Source organism: Paraburkholderia sp. PREW-6R (assembly GCF_039621805.1).
Classification (GTDB): Bacteria; Pseudomonadota; Gammaproteobacteria; order Burkholderiales; family Burkholderiaceae; genus Paraburkholderia.
The window spans coordinates 1837120-1853236 of the sequence record NZ_CP155074.1; the positions used below are offsets into that span (position 1 = coordinate 1837120).

Consider the following 16117-nt stretch of genomic DNA (forward strand, 5'->3'; position numbering starts at 1 on the left):
CCCATGAAAACATCAAATTTGAAAGACGAGCGCGAGGCGCTTTTGCCATGTCCGTTCTGCGGATACTGGAATTGCAGTCTGTCGCTTAGGGCTGGCGCATGGAAGTTTGCCTACTGCCCTGACTGTCTTACTGAAGGCCCTGCGAGGGACAGCGATAGCGATGCCATCGCAGCATGGAACACCCGCGCAACTCAGGCTTCCGAGGTAGAGCAAGCGCCCCATCCCTTCCTTACCTGGCAGCAAAAACAGGCTATCTCGCTGGCGTTGTCGTTTCTTCAAGACAAAAACTTCACACAGGCTCGTGACGAAGCGGTAAAGGTCATCCGTGAATTGCTGGATGCGCCTGAGAAGGCTTACGAGGTGAAGCATCATCCGGAGCAGTCCGACCTTATTAATTTGGTGGTGAAACTGCAAACTATGCACAAACGCGCCACTGGAATGAAACTGCCCGATCAAGCTGCGTATCCAATGGCTAGGGCCATTCTTCCCGCAGATAAAGCCTCCAATTTAGAACAAGCTCCGGTTGCATACCCCGACGCCAGAACACTTGAGCGCCTAAAAGCGAACCCGTTCGGAGGTTATGCCGTATGGGGGTCGCCGTGCGACGGCTACGACGTTGCGATATATGCCGCGCCCGGCGCTCCCACTGCAGAGCAGGATAAGCGGGATGCGGAAGTCGAGCAGTTTCTGTCAGAGGTTCGCACCGAATTGATCCGCGCGCGCTCGAAGTTCCCCGGTGACCGGATCATGACCATTGCACTTGCCGAAGAATTCGGCGAACTGTGCAAAGCAGTGCTCGACGAGAGCGCAGCGAACGTTCGGAAAGAAGCGATTCAAACCGCAGTCATGTGCGCTCGCGTGGTTCTCGACGGTGACGGATCGGTAGTCGCGTGGCGTGAAGAGCGCGGGCTAGACGCTCTCGCCGCAACCGCTCAATCGGAGGGGGAATCGTGAGCAACGTCGAACAATTGCCCGTTAAGGGCGCCAGCGACCGCCCCGCGCCCAAGAAAATCATGCGCCCCTGTGATTGGGGATTGATCGTCGCCATTCGCGATATGGAAACACAGGTTGGCACGGTCGAGGCATACAACCGACTCTGCGACGCAGCCCAACAACTCAAGGCGAAGATCGACCGCGGCGACGCGCAGATCCAGAACCGTCTATTTGCGACCGATCCGAAGTGGATCTACCCGGCAGGCTGAACCATGACCACCAACACAACCAAGCAAGCTGAAGCGGAAATGATCGCCGAGATGAAGCGTGCCGCGCTGGCCGCGACGCCGCAGAGCATTGATACCGCACAACGCATCGAGCACTACGACGACGGCAGCCACATCGAATGCCCGGCATGCGGCGGCGAAGGTAACGTCGAGCTTGAAGCTGATTTCTGCAACTACGACGGCACAGCGATCGGCGTGCAGTTCTATGGCGTTGGCAATGCGCATGGCGCGGCTGAAGCGTATCTGCGCGCCGCGATGCCCGCAAACGTCTTGGCCCTGATCGAGCGGCTGGAACGTGCCGAAGCTGCCCTGCTATCTGCAAGCAAACCTGCAGCGCCAGCGCAATCGGGGGAGCGTCCCGACCCGAAAGATATTCACGGCTGGTCCGTGACCGTCAACGTGAATGCCCAAGACATTCTGATGATCGGCCACAACAGCCTAAGCGGCATCGACAATATCGAAGATTTTGCGCAGGTCGTGCGCGATTGCGCCGAGCACCTTCTCTCGTTCATCGGAAAGCCCGAGGAATCCGCCGTGGTGCTGGACGATGAACGGGCCGACGACCTGATCGAGCAGCAAGCCGCACGGATTGCCGCCCTCGAAGCCGCTGCAAAGGGCGAGCCGGTGGCGTACATCTGCGATGCGGGACTCGCGATTCTTGAGAAGCACACAGCATCTGCCTCCGATGTATCCGTATGGTCAAAGGACCACGCTGCTCCCGGCGATACCGCACTCTACCGTCATGCCGCCGCTACTGATAACGGAGGCGGCCGGGATGCGTGGATCAGCGTCGATGAGCGGTTGCCAGATGAAGGTCAAAACGTCGCCTTCGTAGTCAGCAGCGCGAGCCCAACTTTCGCTTATCTGAACGGCAGGGTGCTCGGCGGATATTTCGGCCATGTCGCCAAACATCCGACGTTCAGCGTTCCGGGGCTGGGACTGCACGCATCGCACTGGATGCCCCTGCCCGCATCCCCGCAATCCACGGCGACGCCGCACGACGGCCAGGGGAAGGCGTGATGTCAGTGAGACGTGTCGGGCTTGTTCAGCAGAACGTCGAGGGATTCGATCGTCGCGTCGGGCATCACTTCGACGATCGCACCTTCAACGATCTTGTCATAAAGCCTTCCCCATTCAGGCGAAAGCACACGGACTTCATTGGCGTCGAGAATCAGCTCAAACAGGACGTTGGCGGCGTCCATGATCGCTTGCGCTTGAGTTTTGGATATGGGCTTTTTCATCCGTGTATTTAACGGCTTTACTCACGAAATCTTTAATTGCATTGCCGAAGCAGCAAAGCAAATCCTAGAAGTAATGCGAAAACAGTGGGGTGTGAAATGGACTTAGCGAAGGGAAAAAGAGTCAGCGCCACCGAGGCAGCGCAGGTCCTCGGCGTGCCGCGTTATGCGATCAGCCGGATCGACCGGGCAGGCGAGATCATTCAGCGTTACAAGCTCGGCCACAAAACACACGTCTACGACCTCGAATCGCTCTACAAATTTCTCGCATCATGCCAATCGAAACCATTACAAAAGCCGGTCGTCGGCGCTACCGCTGGACGTTCGAACGAGTCATCGAGAGCAAGCGTGTCCGCAAAACCAAGCTCCTCCCTGCGGGAATTTCTGCGGCAGAAGCTGACAAGCTCGGGCGGCAATGGGACGCTGAGGTCTACGCGGTAGAAACGGGCGCCAGAAAACAGGTAGTCACGATCGGCGAATGTGTTCGGCTCCACATCGAAGATGAAGGCCCAACTTGGAAGGATTTCGAGACCCGCTGCCGGGTCATGAACAAGTACGCGCCCGAATACGAGAACCAAGACGCCCTGCATCTCTATGAGTGGTCGATCACCTTCGCGGGGTATATGCGCGCCAGCGTCGATCGAGACGGGCGGCCAAAGAAACCGATGAGCGACAAGACCATCAGCAACACGCTCGGCTATATCAGGGCAGCGATCAAGTACGCCTACAACAAAGGCAAGGTCGAGCATGACGAAACGGGAAAGATGGCGATCCCAAGGGTCGAGAACGAGCGCCACGTCTACAAGGTACGGCGCGAAATGCTCGCCATTGCCAAGGCATGTAAGCACCGCCAGACGCGTGCCGCCATCCGGGTCGCGTTTTATTCAGGCATGCGCCTAAGCGAAATCCTGAGAGCGAGAGTAACGCGCGACGGGTTCTCTTTGTCGACGACAAAAAATGGTCGACCGCGCATCGTTCCGATTCATCCAAAAATTGCGGTGATCGCGCGCCGCGTGAAATTTACGATCCAGCCTCACAAGCTGAAAGTCGAGTGGAACAAAGCCCGCAAGACCGCCGGCTATCCTGACGTCCGGTTTCACGATCTACGACATAGCGCCGCATCAGAGATGATTAATGCGGGTATTGACCTGTACACCGTCGGCGGTGTGCTCGGGCATAAGACGCCTGCATCGACGAAGCGTTATGCGCACCTGGTAACCGAGAGACTGGCCGGAGCAGTCGCAACTATCGGCACCCGTAAGTAGGACGCGAATTCTGGCTCGGGCAGAAAAACCCACACCCCGAGCGCGAATTGGATGATTTTCTAGAATGACGAGAATCGATGGAAGCCTTGTGGCGGAAGACAGCCGGAGTCGAACCGACCTGAGAACGTCTGACGTCCTCAACTGGGTTTGAAGCCCAGCCGCACCACCGGATGCGAATGCCTTCCACAGTGATTGAAAAAACTCGGTATTGAATCGCGTGCCGCGCGTCAAAGCAGATCGTGCCAGCGAGTCTCCGCGCGCATCAGGTGAAGGCCACGGTGAAAGCGAGTATACCCAACGCGGTCGAAAAACTCTAAGAGCTGGATCGCACGTTTGCGCCCAAGGCCTGTAGCGTCGCGAAATGGCGCGGCCGCCACGGTGCCCGCGTTCTTGCGGGCCTCGTTCCCGGCGAGCGCCGCCAGTTCGCGGATCACGTCGGCATGGTAGAAAAGATCGCGTACTACCTGGAACAGCTCGCCTTGCCGGGCGAGCTTTCGCATCAACTGCCGCACGCGCTCCTCGGCGACACCTTGCGCGCTCGCGAGGTCGCGCACCCAGGGGGGATCGAAACGCCCCGCCTTGACCAGCGGCAAGAGCGCGGCGGCAAGGGTGCGATCCGCTTCATCGAGCGTGACCGCGTGGCCCGGCATGTGCAGCCACGGCCCATTCCTGACGATGTCGCCGCGTGCCGCCGCATCGTCGACGAGCGCACGCCATAGCGCTTCGTCGAGCAACGGCGCGGCGATGCGCCGCAAGCGCGACAGGTCCGGCCCGAGTTCGTCCGGCGAGCGCTCGTGAAAATGGACGAGCGCGGCCGTGAGTCGCCCTCCGAGCGCCTGCCAGGCGTCGTCCGCAATCAGCAGCGCATCGCCTCCGGCCAACTCAACGGTTCGCGTGGCGGACGGCAACGCGAGCGCGTCGGCGGCCATCCCTGTCAAGCGTTCCAGCAGCGCCCGGCGCAATCCGTGCGGCGCGCGCGCGAACAGTGCATCGAGCTTACCTGTGTCGAGCATGATCTGGAGCGCGTCGAGCCACGCAAGGCGCTCAGCCGAGCGACGTTTGCGCGACGGCGCAAATGGATCGAGCACATGGCCACCGCCAACGGTCCGGCTCGCCTGTGCATTGCGCACGACGAAGCGATCCCCCGGCACTGCGCACACCGGCCGCTCGAACACGAGTTGCACACGGCCGCGCTGCCCCGCTTCGAGTCGGTCGTGATCGAGCAATGCGACGTGGGCAACCTGATGTTGGGTGCCGAGATGTACATGCAACGGTGTCCAATGTTCGAGCGCGAGCGGCGCGTCGGCGAGAAGCGAAAGCGTTACGTCGATACGTTCCGATGTCTGTGACAGGCGCGGATCGACAATCCAGTCGCCCCGGTCAATTGCGCTCTTGTCGATGCCGGCGAGATTCAGCGCGCAGCGCTCGCCCGCTCGTCCCGCGTCCGCCGGCCGGTTCTGCGCGTGGATGCTGCGTAGGCGCACGAGCTCGTTTTTCGGCGCGAGCAGCATGGTGTCGCCGCTCTTCACACGCCCCGACACCACCGTGCCCGTCACGATCGTGCCTTGTCCAGACAGCGTGAACACGCGGTCGATCGCGAGACGGAACAGGCCGTCGTCATGCTTCATTCGCCATGCTTCGGCGGCATCGTGCAAATGCGCTTTCAATGCGGCAACGCCGGGATCGTCGGCACGGGTGGCGCACGTCTCGAACACGGGTGCGTGCTGTAACACGCTGCCGGCTACAAACGCCGCAATTTCCTCATGCACGTCCCGCAGGCGCGCTGCATCCACACGATCGATTTTGGTCAACGCAATGGCGCCGCGCCCGATGCCGAGCAGTTCGACGATCGCCAGATGCTCGCGCGTTTGCGGCATCACGCCGTCGTCCGCGGCGATCACGAGCAGCGCGAAGTCGATGCCGCTCGCGCCCGCTGTCATGGTGTGAACGAGCTTCTCGTGGCCCGGCACATCGATCAGGCCAAGCACGTCACCGTTATCCAGCGGCACATACGCGTACCCCAATTCGATCGAGATACCGCGCGCTTTTTCTTCCTTCAGCCGATCGGTGTCGACGCCGGATAGCGCCTTCACCAAGCTCGTTTTGCCGTGGTCGATATGCCCGGCTGTTCCAACGATCATGCGTACCTGCCCTTCCTGTGCTACGGGTTACCCTGCAATTGCGCAATCAGCTGCGCTTCGTCCGCCGCTTCGAGACAGCGCAGATCGAGGCGCAACGCGTCGTCTGCAATGCGGCCAATCACGGGCCTCGGCATTTCGCGCAGCAGTTTTTCCAGCGCGAGCAGATGGCGGCCGCCGCGTTTGCCGTCAGCGGTCCGGATGACGAGGCCGTGGCTCGGCAGCACGTCGACGGGCAACGCGCCGCTGCCAATCTGGCTGAACATCGGCTCTGCCACCACTGTGTAGCGTTCGCCGACCGCACGCTGCAATGCGGGCAGCACGCGCTCCGCGACAACGCGGATGTCGTCGGCGGGACGCGTCAGCAGGCGCAGCGTGGTGAGGCGCTCAGTGAGCTTTTCAGGCGCACGATACAGTTGCAACACCGGCTCGAGCGCAGCGAGCGTCAGTTTGCCGACGCGCAGCGCGCGCTTGAGCGGATGCTTCTTGATCTTCGCGACCAGATCACGCCTTCCGACGATCAGGCCGGCTTGCGGACCGCCGAGCAATTTATCGCCGCTGAACGTGACGAGATCGGCGCCCGCCTCGATGGTTTCGCGCACGGTCGGCTCGCGCGGCAAGCCCCATTGGCTCAGATCGACGAGCGTGCCGCTGCCGAGATCGACCGCGACCGCCACGCCCCGCGCGCGGCCGAGCGGCGCGAGTTCGTCCAGCCCGACTTCTTTCGTGAATCCGTTGATCGCGTAGTTACTCGCGTGGACCTTCATCAACAACGCCGTATTGGGACCGATCGCTTCCGCATAGTCTTTCAGATGCGTGCGATTGGTCGTGCCGACCTCTCGCAACTTCGCCCCGGCACGGCTCATGATGTCGGGAATACGGAACGCTCCGCCGATTTCAACCAGCTCGCCCCGCGACACGATCACTTCTTTTCTCGACGCCAACGCAGACAGCGTGAGCAGCACGGCAGCCGCATTGTTGTTGACCACGGTGGCCGCTTCCGCGCCGGTCAGCTCGCAAATCAGTTCGTCGATCAGATCGTCGCGATCGCCGCGTTTGCCGGTGCCGAGATCGAACTCCAGATTGACGGGCTGAGTGAGCGCCTTGACGACGGCGTGCACGGCCTCGTCTGGCAACAGCGCGCGACCCAGATTGGTATGCAGCACGGTGCCGGTCAGATTGAATACACTGCGCAAGCGGGACTCGTTGCGACGGCGCAGCGCAGCCTCGACCGTTGCGCGCAGCGGGGTGGTGTCGAGCGCGCTCACGGATGCCTCGCCCGACTGCGCGCTGATACGCCAGTTGTCCAGCGCCCGACGCACCGCGCCCAGCACCTGCGTGCGCCCGTATTCGCCGAGCAGCGCGGCAAATTCCGCCGACGCCATGATCTTCTCCACTGACGGCACGCGCGCCATTAGCGCCCGCAACTCAGCGCCGCTTACATCGCTCACGAGGCTATCCTTTGTTTAATGGGACCCGGAGCCGCCGGAGCCATCTGACCCGCCGGGCGGTTCAGCCGCGTCCTCGGCCTGCTCCGGCCATAGCCACGGATGCAGCGACGCTCGCTGATAACCCTCGGCTCCCATCAGCAGATCCAGTGTGAGACTGGCGAGGTCGTCCGCGAACGGTTCGAAATCGTAGTCTTTCGACTGAATGCCGATTTTGCGGTAAGTATGGCACTCGTCGCACGATTCCGCCTTCAAGGCTGCGTTTTTCGACTCAGTCTCACGGGTGGCCGTGTCGGCATCGGACGAGCCGACTGCATGATAGGCGATCCCCTTCGTCGAATCGCAGTTCGAGCATTTCGAGCGGACCATGTGCCATTCGGTCGAACACAGACCGCATTGCAGATAGCGATAATTGTCGTAAGCGCCGCCCACCCGCACGATGCTCGCCACCGGATGCGAGCCGCAAACCGGACACAGCCCGAGCGTTTCGAGGTACGGCACCGCGCGCTTGTCGATGTCGGCAGCGAGATCGGTCCACACCACCTGCAGCGCGGCCATCAGGAACGGCGCGCTCGCCGGATCGACCTCGTCGAAGCGCTGCGCGAAGATCGCGTCGGCCTGGGCTTCCAGCGCGGCGTGATCCAGCGCGCGCAATTTGCCCAGTAACGCTTCGAGCGGCGGCGTGAGCGGGCCCGCGGCTTCCACCTTGTCGAGCAACTGGAGCAGTACGTCGCGCCATGCCGGGTCGCGCACACCGGAAAGCGCCGGGACCAGCGGCATGGAATGCTCCTGCGCGCTCGCGATCAGTTCGGCGCTCGGCGCCTGCGCCTTGAAACCGGTTATCACCGCCTGTTGCGCGTCGGCCAGCACGGCCATCAGGCGCAAATAGCCGCCGATCGGATTGTTGAGCGCCGCCAGCTGGCGCAAGCGCGCCGCGCGCGGCGCGAAAACACCGAGCCGTTCCGGCGTGCGGATGCGGGGAATCGCCGTGTGATCGAGCGATTCGATATCGCCGGCTTCGAGAATGCGTTGAACCACGATTTCGACCTCTGAAAACTGAAAGGCCGCCGCTGTTCGTCGAACAAGGGCGGCGGCTCGGAGTGCGGTAACGGCCGGTTGCTACCGGCTATCTACCGACTATTTGTCGATGATTTCCTTGAACCAGTTCGGGTGATGCTTTCTGGCCCAGCCATAAGTCACGGTGCCGCGCGTCATTGCACCGATCGAGCCTTTGATCCACAGCCCGGCATAGATATGCACGACGATGCCGACGATCAGCACGAACGCCGCTGCCGCATGAACGAGCGCGGCCAGCCGGATGATCTCGATCGGAAAGTAGAACGAGAAGTACCGCCGCCAGATCACGACACCACTGGCCATCAGCGCGAGCAGGCAGATCACCATCGTGAAAAATAGCAGCTTCTGGCCGGCATTGTATTTCCCGATCGCCGGTAACTTATCTTCGCGATTGTTCAGCACGTCGCCGATCTGCTTCATCCACTGAATGTCGGCACGGTCCAGATAGTTGTGATGCCAGAACCGCAACGCGAGAATCATGAACGAAACGAACATTACGCAGCCGACGAACGGATGCAGAATGCGCGTCCACTGCCCGCCGCCGAAGATCGCATACAGCCACGACATGGCCGGATGAAACATGGCGAGGCCCGACAGCGCCAGCAACACGAACGTGATCGCCGTGATCCAGTGATTGGTCCGCTCATTCGGCGTGTAGCGCAGAATCAGGCTGTGGCCTTTCACATCCTTGAGTTCACCGTGACGATCGTGCTCAGCGTGTTTCATTGCGATACCTCCCGCGAACGGCGTGCCTCGTTGGCTTCGTCGGCTTCATGCTGCGCTTCGGCTTCGTCCGCTTCACTCACCTCGTTCGGACCGACGCGCGTGTAGTGGAAGAAACCGGCCACCGCCGCGAACGCAATGCCCGCGAGCGCCAACGGTTTCGCGAGACCTTTCCAGATGGCGACCATTGCGCTGATCTTCGGATTCTGCGGCAAGCCGTGATACAGCGTGGGCTTGTCGGCGTGATGCAGCACGTACATGACATGCGTGCCGCCCACGCCGGCGGGATCGTACAAACCGGCATTCTGGAAACCGCGCTCTTTCAGATCTTCGATCCGGTCGGACGCCTGCTGCTTCATGTCTTCCTTGGTGCCGAACATGATGGCGCCCGTCGGACAGGTCTTCACGCAAGCCGGTTCCTGACCCACCGCCACGCGGTCGGAACACAGCGTGCATTTGTACGCACGGTTGTCCTGCTTCGAAATACGCGGGACGTTGAACGGACAGCCTGTCACGCAGTAGCCGCAGCCGATGCAGTTTTCCTCGTGAAAATCCACGATACCGTTCGTGTACTGGACGATCGCGCCTGGCGACGGACACGCCTTCAGACAGCCCGGATCCTCGCAATGCATGCAGCCGTCCTTGCGGATCAGCCACTCCAGATCGCCCTCGGGATTCTCGTATTCCGAGAAACGCATGACTGTCCATGAATGCTCGGACAGATCACGCGGGTTGTCGTACACGCCCGTGGTGACGCCGATGTCGTCGCGCAGGTCGTTCCACTCCATGCACGCGGTCTGACACGCCTTGCAGCCGATGCATTTCGACACATCGATGAGCTTGGCGACCGTGCCCGTGATCGGCTCGCGCACCTGCGTTTGCGGGACGGTCGTGGCCGAGAGGCGTTTGATATCAAGTGATTGCAGTGCCATCTCTAATTCCTTATGCCTTTTCGACCTTGACGAGGAACGACTTGAATTCCGGCGTCTGCGAATTCCCGTCGCCCACGGAAGGCGTCAGCGTATTGACGAGATAGCCAGGCTTCGCAAGACCCTTGAAGCCCCAGTGCAATGGCAATCCGACTGTCTGCACCTTTTTCCCTTCGACCATCAATGGTTTGATCCGCTTGGTGACGAGCGCAACGGCGATGATGTGCCCGCGATTGGACGACACCTTGACGCGATCGCCCGCCACCACGCCGACTTCCTTCGCCAGATCCTCGCCGATCTCCACGAACTGCTGCGGCTGCACGATCGAGTTCAGGCGCGCGTGCTTGGTCCAGTAGTGGAAATGCTCGGTCAGACGATACGTGGTGGCCGTATGCGGGAAGTTCTCGTGCGTGCCGAACGCGGCTCTGTCGTCCGGGAACACACGTGCCGCCGGATTGCTGACGACCGCCTTGTTATCCGGATGCAGCGGGTTGTAGCCGAGCGGCGTTTCGAACGGCTCGTAGTGCTCGGGGAACGGACCTTCCACGAGACCATCGCGCGAGAAGAAGCGCGCCACGCCCTCGGCATTCATGATGAACGGGTTCATGCCGTTTTCGGGCGGCTCGTCCGCCTTGAAGTCCGCGACGTCCGCGCCGCTCCACGTCTTGCCGTTCCACGCGATCAGCTTGCGCGTGGGGTCGAACGGCTTGCCGGAAACATCGCACGACGCGCGGTTGTACAGAATGCGCCGGTTTGCCGGCCACGCCCACGCCCAGCCGAGCGTGTTGCCGATGCCGGTTGGATCGGAGTTGTCGCGCCGGCCCATCTGGTTGCCGGCCTGCGTCCACGAGCCGCAGAAAATCCAGCAACCGCTCGCCGTGCTGCCGTCGTCGCGCAGCAGCGCGAAGCTCGGCAGCTGTTCGCCACGCTTGGCAAGCACCTTGGTCTTGTCCGTCGGATCGGTGACGTCGGCGAGCGCCTTGCCGTTGAACTCCATCGCGATCTCTTCCGGCGTGGGGCTCTCCGGGTTGGCATACGGCCAGCTCATCTTGACGATCGGATCAGGATACTTGCCGCCCTGCTCCTGATACGCCTTGCGCATACGCAGCCAGAGACCCGACATGATTTCGAGGTCGCTGCGCGATTCGCCCGGGCCGTCCGCGCCCTGCCAATGCCATTGCAGCACGCGGCTCGAACTGACGAGCGACCCGCGCTCTTCCGCGAAGCACGTAGTGGGCAGACGGAACACTTCCGTCTGAATCGTCGACGAATCGACGTCGTTGTACTCGCCGAAATTCTTCCAGAACTCCGATGTCTCGGTAGCGAGCGGGTCCATGACGACGAGCCATTTCAACTTGGCCAGACCCGCGCCGATCTTCGCCTTGTTAGGCGCCGCGGCGAGCGGATTGAAACCCTGCGCGATATAGCCGTTCATCTTGCCCTGATGCATCAGCTCGAAGACCTGCAGCATGTCGTAGGACTTGTCGAGCTTGGGCAGAAAGTCGTAACCGAAGTTGTTCGCGGCAGTGGCGTTCTCGCCCCACCACGACTTCATGAAGCTCACGTGGAACGCGCGGTAGTTGCGCCAGTAACTCAGCTGGTTTGGCCGCAGCGGCTGGGTTGCGCGCTTCGTGATGAACGCGTCGAAGTCCTGCTCGGCTTCCATAGGCAGCGTCATGTAGCCTGGCAGCAGATTCGACATCAAGCCGAGGTCGGTCAAACCCTGAATGTTCGAGTGACCACGCAGCGCGTTCATGCCGCCGCCCGCGATGCCGATGTTCCCCAGCAGCAACTGCACCATCGCGCCGGTGCGGATGATCTGCGCGCCGACCGAGTGATGCGTCCAGCCGAGCGCATACAGGACCGTGCCGGCGCGGCCCGGTACGGCCGTGGACGCCAGCATCTCGCACACCTTGAGGAATTTCTCTTTCGGCGTGCCGCAACTTTTCTCGACCTGCTCGGGCGTATAGCGCGAGTAGTGCTGCTTCATCAGTTGATAGACGCAGCGCGGATGCTGTAACGTCGGATCGACCTTCGCGTAGCCGTCGTCACCGCGTTCGTAATCCCACGTGGTCTTGTCGTAGCTGTGCTTGTCGGCGTTGTAACCCGAGTACAAACCGTCGGTAAACGAAAAATCCTCACGGACGATGAACGACATGTCCGTGTAATTTTTCACGTACTCGTGCTGGATCTTGTCGTTCGTGAGCAGATAGTTGATCACCCCGCCCAGGAACACGATGTCCGAGCCGGTGCGAATCTGCGCGTAATAGTCCGCCACCGAGGCCGTGCGCGTAAAGCGCGGATCGACCACGATCAGCTTCGCCTTGCGATGCGCTTTGGCTTCGGTCACCCATTTGAAACCGCACGGGTGCGCCTCGGCCGCATTGCCGCCCATTACCAGAATCACGTCCGCGTTCTTGATGTCGACCCAATGGTTCGTCATCGCTCCACGGCCAAACGTCGGGGCAAGACCTGCCACCGTCGGGCCATGTCAGACACGCGCCTGATTGTCGAATGCGAGCATGCCAAGACTGCGCGCAGTCTTGTGCGTGAGATAACCCACTTCGTTACTACCGGCCGATGCAGCAAGCATGCCGGTGGTCAGCCAGCGGTTGACCGTCTTGCCGTCTTCTGTCTTTTCGACGAAGTTGGCGTCCCGGTCTTCCTTCATCAGCTTTGCAATCCGATCGAGCGCCTCGTCCCACGAAATCCGTGTCCATTCACTCGAACCCGGCGCGCGACGCTCGGGATAAAGCAGACGGCTCGGACTATGAATGAAGTCGATCAGGCTTGCACCCTTCGGGCACAGCGTGCCGCGATTGACCGGATGGTCGGGATCGCCTTCGATATGGATGATGCTGGACTTTGCATTCTTGGCGTTGTCGCCAAGACCGTACATCAGGATGCCGCAGCCAACCGAACAGTACGGACAGGTATTGCGGGTTTCAGTAGTGCGCGACAACTTGTACTGACGGACTTCTGCCAGCGCGGGTGCCGGAGAAAAGCCCATCAGGGCAAGACTCGATCCGGCTAGCGTGGTGGCGGAAACCTTCAGGAATTGTCGCCGGGACATGTGGGGCATGTATTGGCCTCGGCTATATTGGGATACTGATCGGGATTATAGAGGCCCGCATGAAGTCATGCAGTGCGAAGTTACCCGCCCGGCGTCAGAAGAAATATGAACTGCGATAGCCGGTTCATTAAAAAGGCGGGCACCGTTCATGCTGAAACGACTTATGATGCCACCGCGTTACAACCGGATCTTTTACGCTGCCATGAATTCTCCACTTCTCATTCAGTCTCGCGCACGCCCGCTTCATGAAGTTGCGGTATCGCGCGCGACCGCACGCATCGCCGTAGCTCTGGCCGGCGTTGCCTTTTTTGCTTCGAGCAATGTCTGTCTTGCGCAGATCACCCAAGGCAGCGGATCGAGTCAGCAGGAGAATCGAACATCTGCGATGGGCTCGAAGCCAGACCCATCTGCCTCGTTCGTGCATGAATCAAACACGCCGCAGACCAAAGACGGCGCCAGCGGCGGTACACGCGGCAAGACCGCAAGCAAGGGTCACGACACGCAAGGCGCAGGCGGATTCAACAATGGCCTTTACGGAACGGGCGCGGGTAGCAACAAATAGTGCGTCGCGCCAATCCGTTCGCGGCCGTCAGTCTCATTCGCCAAAGCGCGGGCCGCTTTCAATAGACGCGTGGCGCAACGACGAGCGGCATGCCCGGTAATGGACGCTGTGCCGGGCAGGCTGCGCTGCGCGAGAACAACCCGCATAATGCGGTCATTCCAAGCCAGCTTATGCGCCGCCATGACCGAAAACCTCGTCCAAGCCCCCTCGTCCCCTCGTCTGACCAGCCTGTCGCACGGCGGCGGCTGCGGCTGCAAGATCGCGCCGGGGCTGCTCGCCGACCTGCTCAAGCGCAGCGCGCCGCTGCCTTTTTTCCCGGATCTGCTGGTCGGCAACGACACGGCTGACGACGCCGCCGTCTATCGGCTCAATGACGAACAGGCAATCGTTGCGACCACGGATTTCTTCATGCCGATCGTCGACGACCCGTTCGACTTTGGGCGCATTGCCGCGACGAACGCGCTGTCCGACGTCTATGCAATGGGCGGCAAGCCGGTCATGGCGCTCGCGATCGTCGGCATGCCGATCAATGTTCTTCCGCACGACGTGATCGCGGCCGTGCTGAAAGGCGGCGAATCCGTCTGCGCGGACGCGGGCATCCCGCTCGCGGGCGGCCACTCGATCGATTCGGTCGAGCCCATCTACGGGCTCGTCGCGATCGGCGTAGTTGACCCTAAGCGTGTCAAACGCAACGCCGGTGCGCGCGCGGGCGACGTGCTGATCCTCGGGAAGCCGCTCGGCGTGGGCGTGCTGTCCGCCGCGCTGAAGAATGACAGGCTGGACGCAAACGGCTACGCCGCCATGATCGCCACGACGACGAAACTCAACCGCCCGGGCGCGGAACTGGCGAATCTGGAAGGCGTGCACGCGCTGACCGACATCACCGGCTTTGGGCTGCTGGGCCACACACTGGAGCTGGCGCGCGGCTCGAACCTGAGCGCTCGTGTGCGTTATGCCGATCTGCCGTGGCTGCCGGACGTGGTCGGCTTCGCGGAGGCCGGCATTTTTACCGGCGCGTCGGGACGTAACTGGGACGCGTACGGCAGGGATATCGTGATGCCCGCGTCGTTGCCGTCGATCGCCCGCACGCTGCTCACGGACCCGCAGACGTCGGGCGGCCTGCTGGTGTCGTGCGCGCCCGAAGCGGCCGACGAGGTGCTTGCCCTCTTCCGCGCCGACGGCTTCAACGACGCGCGGGTGATCGGCGAGATGGTGGAGGGAGAACGGCGCGTCGAAGTGGTCTGACCGACACGCTACAGCTGGCGAATGCGCTGTGGTCCTTGCAGTAGCGGCGATTGCCGAGCCGGCCGTGACCGGCGGCGCGTGAGATAATCGGCCTTTGCAGCCGTCGCAACTGGCCCTTCGCCCTTGAAAAACCTCCTTGTCAACCTTGACCAAGCCGGTGATTTCGATGAAATCATCGACGTGCGTACGCCGCTCGAGTTCGCCGACGACCACATTCCGGGTGCGATCAACGCGCCGGTGCTCAGCAACGAAGAGCGCGTGCTGGTTGGCACCACCTACAAGCAGGTGTCGCCGTTCGAGGCGACACGGATGGGCGCGGCGCTCGTCGCACGCACTATCGCGCATCACCTGGAAACGACGTTTGCCGACCGGCCGCGCAACTGGCGTCCGCTGATTTATTGCTGGCGCGGCGGCAAGCGCTCCGGCTCGGTCACCACGCTCTTCAACATGATCGGCTGGCCGGCGCGTCAACTGGAGGGCGGCTATAAAAGCTATCGGCGCGCCACGCTCGCCACGCTCGATTCGTTGCCAAAATTGTTCAGTTATATTGCGCTGGTCGGGCCCACGGGCAGCGGCAAAACACGGCTGCTCGCGGCACTGCGGGATGCAGGCGCGCAAACGCTGGATCTCGAGGCGCTTGCGTCGCATCGCGGCTCGCTGCTCGGTGCATGGGCGGGCGTGCAACAACCGTCGCAGAAGCATTTCGACACACTGCTCGTGAGCACGTTACGCGGCTTCGACGCGTCACGGCCGGTGTTCGTCGAAGCGGAAAGCCGGCGTATCGGCTCGGTGGCGTTGCCGCTCGCGCTGCTCGAAACGTTTCACCGCGGCGCGTGCGTCGAGGTCGTCTCCAGCCGGGCCGACCGTGCGGCGTTTCTTTTACACGACTATGCACATCTGTTCGACGATCCAGCCGCGCTCAAAGCACAGCTGCAACGGCTGATCGGCCTGCACAGCCGGGAGCGCGTGGCAGGCTGGCAGCAATCCGTCGATGAGAACAGGCGCGCCGAGCTTGCGCACGAATTGATCGAGCGGCATTACGATCCGGCGTACGCGCGCAGCAGCCATCAGCATTTCGTCCATCTGCAGCACGCACTGAAGTTTTCTTTCCGCCCAATCGACGCCGATGTCGTCGATCAGGCAAAGGCGCTTCTCGCGCAGATCGAAAAACATTCACTCGTTGTCACCTGACTAAAAAC

The 16117-nt window shown here is 61.6% G+C and carries 14 protein-coding genes and 1 tRNA gene; 7 read left to right on the plus strand and 8 right to left on the minus strand.

Annotated elements, in window-relative coordinates; all coding sequences use genetic code 11:
* The first annotated feature begins 3 nt into the window (after nt 1-3).
* The 3 genes from AAGS40_RS23445 to AAGS40_RS23455 are packed head-to-tail and all read left to right on the plus strand — an operon-like array spanning nt 4 to nt 2240.
* The gene (locus AAGS40_RS23445) at nt 4-954 is read left to right on the plus strand and encodes a Lar family restriction alleviation protein (RefSeq protein ID WP_345815333.1); all 951 of its coding nucleotides are present in this window, start codon (nt 4-6) and stop codon (nt 952-954) included.
* Nucleotides 951-1202, plus strand: coding sequence for a hypothetical protein (locus AAGS40_RS23450; protein WP_345815335.1), 252 nt, complete (start codon nt 951-953; stop codon nt 1200-1202). Before AAGS40_RS23445 ends, AAGS40_RS23450 begins: the two co-directional genes overlap by 4 nt.
* A gap of 3 nt (nt 1203-1205) precedes the next feature.
* Nucleotides 1206-2240: a DUF551 domain-containing protein gene (locus tag AAGS40_RS23455; protein ID WP_345815336.1), complete on the plus strand. Its 1035-nt coding sequence runs from the start codon at nt 1206-1208 to the stop codon at nt 2238-2240.
* 2 nt (nt 2241-2242) lie between these two features.
* Here AAGS40_RS23455 and AAGS40_RS23460 read toward each other — a convergent pair whose 3' ends face one another.
* Complete coding sequence (locus tag AAGS40_RS23460) at nt 2243-2422, minus strand: hypothetical protein (RefSeq protein ID WP_345815337.1); 180 nt, start codon at nt 2420-2422, stop codon at nt 2243-2245.
* Nucleotides 2423-2730: 308 nt separating this feature from the next.
* Between AAGS40_RS23460 and AAGS40_RS23465 the strand changes: the two genes are divergently transcribed.
* Nucleotides 2731-3723: a site-specific integrase gene (locus tag AAGS40_RS23465; RefSeq protein ID WP_345815339.1), complete on the plus strand. Its 993-nt coding sequence runs from the start codon at nt 2731-2733 to the stop codon at nt 3721-3723.
* A gap of 89 nt (nt 3724-3812) precedes the next feature.
* On the opposite strand, the gene AAGS40_RS23470 is transcribed toward AAGS40_RS23465, so the two are convergent.
* From AAGS40_RS23470 to fdnG, 7 genes are all read right to left on the minus strand, one after another.
* Nucleotides 3813-3908 (minus strand) — tRNA-Sec (locus AAGS40_RS23470).
* A 42-nt stretch (nt 3909-3950) separates the two neighbouring features.
* The gene (gene selB, locus AAGS40_RS23475) at nt 3951-5864 is read right to left on the minus strand and encodes a selenocysteine-specific translation elongation factor (protein ID WP_345815340.1); all 1914 of its coding nucleotides are present in this window, start codon (nt 5862-5864) and stop codon (nt 3951-3953) included.
* 20 nt (nt 5865-5884) lie between these two features.
* A complete protein-coding gene (gene selA, locus AAGS40_RS23480) occupies nt 5885-7312 on the minus strand; it encodes an L-seryl-tRNA(Sec) selenium transferase (protein ID WP_345815342.1) in 1428 nt (475 codons plus the stop codon).
* A 15-nt stretch (nt 7313-7327) separates the two neighbouring features.
* On the minus strand, nt 7328-8347 hold the full coding sequence (gene fdhE, locus AAGS40_RS23485; protein ID WP_345815343.1) for a formate dehydrogenase accessory protein FdhE: 1020 nt from the start codon (nt 8345-8347) through the stop codon (nt 7328-7330).
* A 99-nt stretch (nt 8348-8446) separates the two neighbouring features.
* Nucleotides 8447-9112, minus strand: coding sequence for a formate dehydrogenase subunit gamma (locus AAGS40_RS23490; protein WP_345815344.1), 666 nt, complete (start codon nt 9110-9112; stop codon nt 8447-8449).
* Nucleotides 9109-10041 carry a formate dehydrogenase subunit beta gene (gene fdxH / locus AAGS40_RS23495; RefSeq protein WP_345815345.1) on the minus strand — a complete coding sequence of 311 codons (933 nt, stop codon included), beginning with the start codon at nt 10039-10041 and terminating at the stop codon, nt 9109-9111. The genes AAGS40_RS23490 and fdxH overlap by 4 nt, the downstream gene beginning before the upstream one ends.
* Before the next feature lie 10 nt (nt 10042-10051).
* Nucleotides 10052-13120 (minus strand): formate dehydrogenase-N subunit alpha, encoded by a 3069-nt coding sequence (gene fdnG, locus AAGS40_RS23500; protein ID WP_345815346.1) that lies wholly within the window; start codon nt 13118-13120, stop codon nt 10052-10054.
* Nucleotides 13121-13313: 193 nt separating this feature from the next.
* On the opposite strand from fdnG, the gene AAGS40_RS23505 reads away from it, so the two are divergent.
* The 3 genes from AAGS40_RS23505 to mnmH all read left to right on the plus strand — a co-directional run bounded on the left by AAGS40_RS23505 (nt 13314) and on the right by mnmH (nt 16109).
* Nucleotides 13314-13673 (plus strand): beta-xylosidase, encoded by a 360-nt coding sequence (locus tag AAGS40_RS23505; RefSeq protein WP_345815347.1) that lies wholly within the window; start codon nt 13314-13316, stop codon nt 13671-13673.
* A gap of 180 nt (nt 13674-13853) precedes the next feature.
* Nucleotides 13854-14918: a selenide, water dikinase SelD gene (selD, locus tag AAGS40_RS23510; RefSeq protein WP_345815348.1), complete on the plus strand. Its 1065-nt coding sequence runs from the start codon at nt 13854-13856 to the stop codon at nt 14916-14918.
* Between the two features lie 123 nt (nt 14919-15041).
* Nucleotides 15042-16109 carry a tRNA 2-selenouridine(34) synthase MnmH gene (mnmH, locus tag AAGS40_RS23515; RefSeq protein WP_345815349.1) on the plus strand — a complete coding sequence of 356 codons (1068 nt, stop codon included), beginning with the start codon at nt 15042-15044 and terminating at the stop codon, nt 16107-16109.
* Nucleotides 16110-16117: the final 8 nt, after the last annotated feature.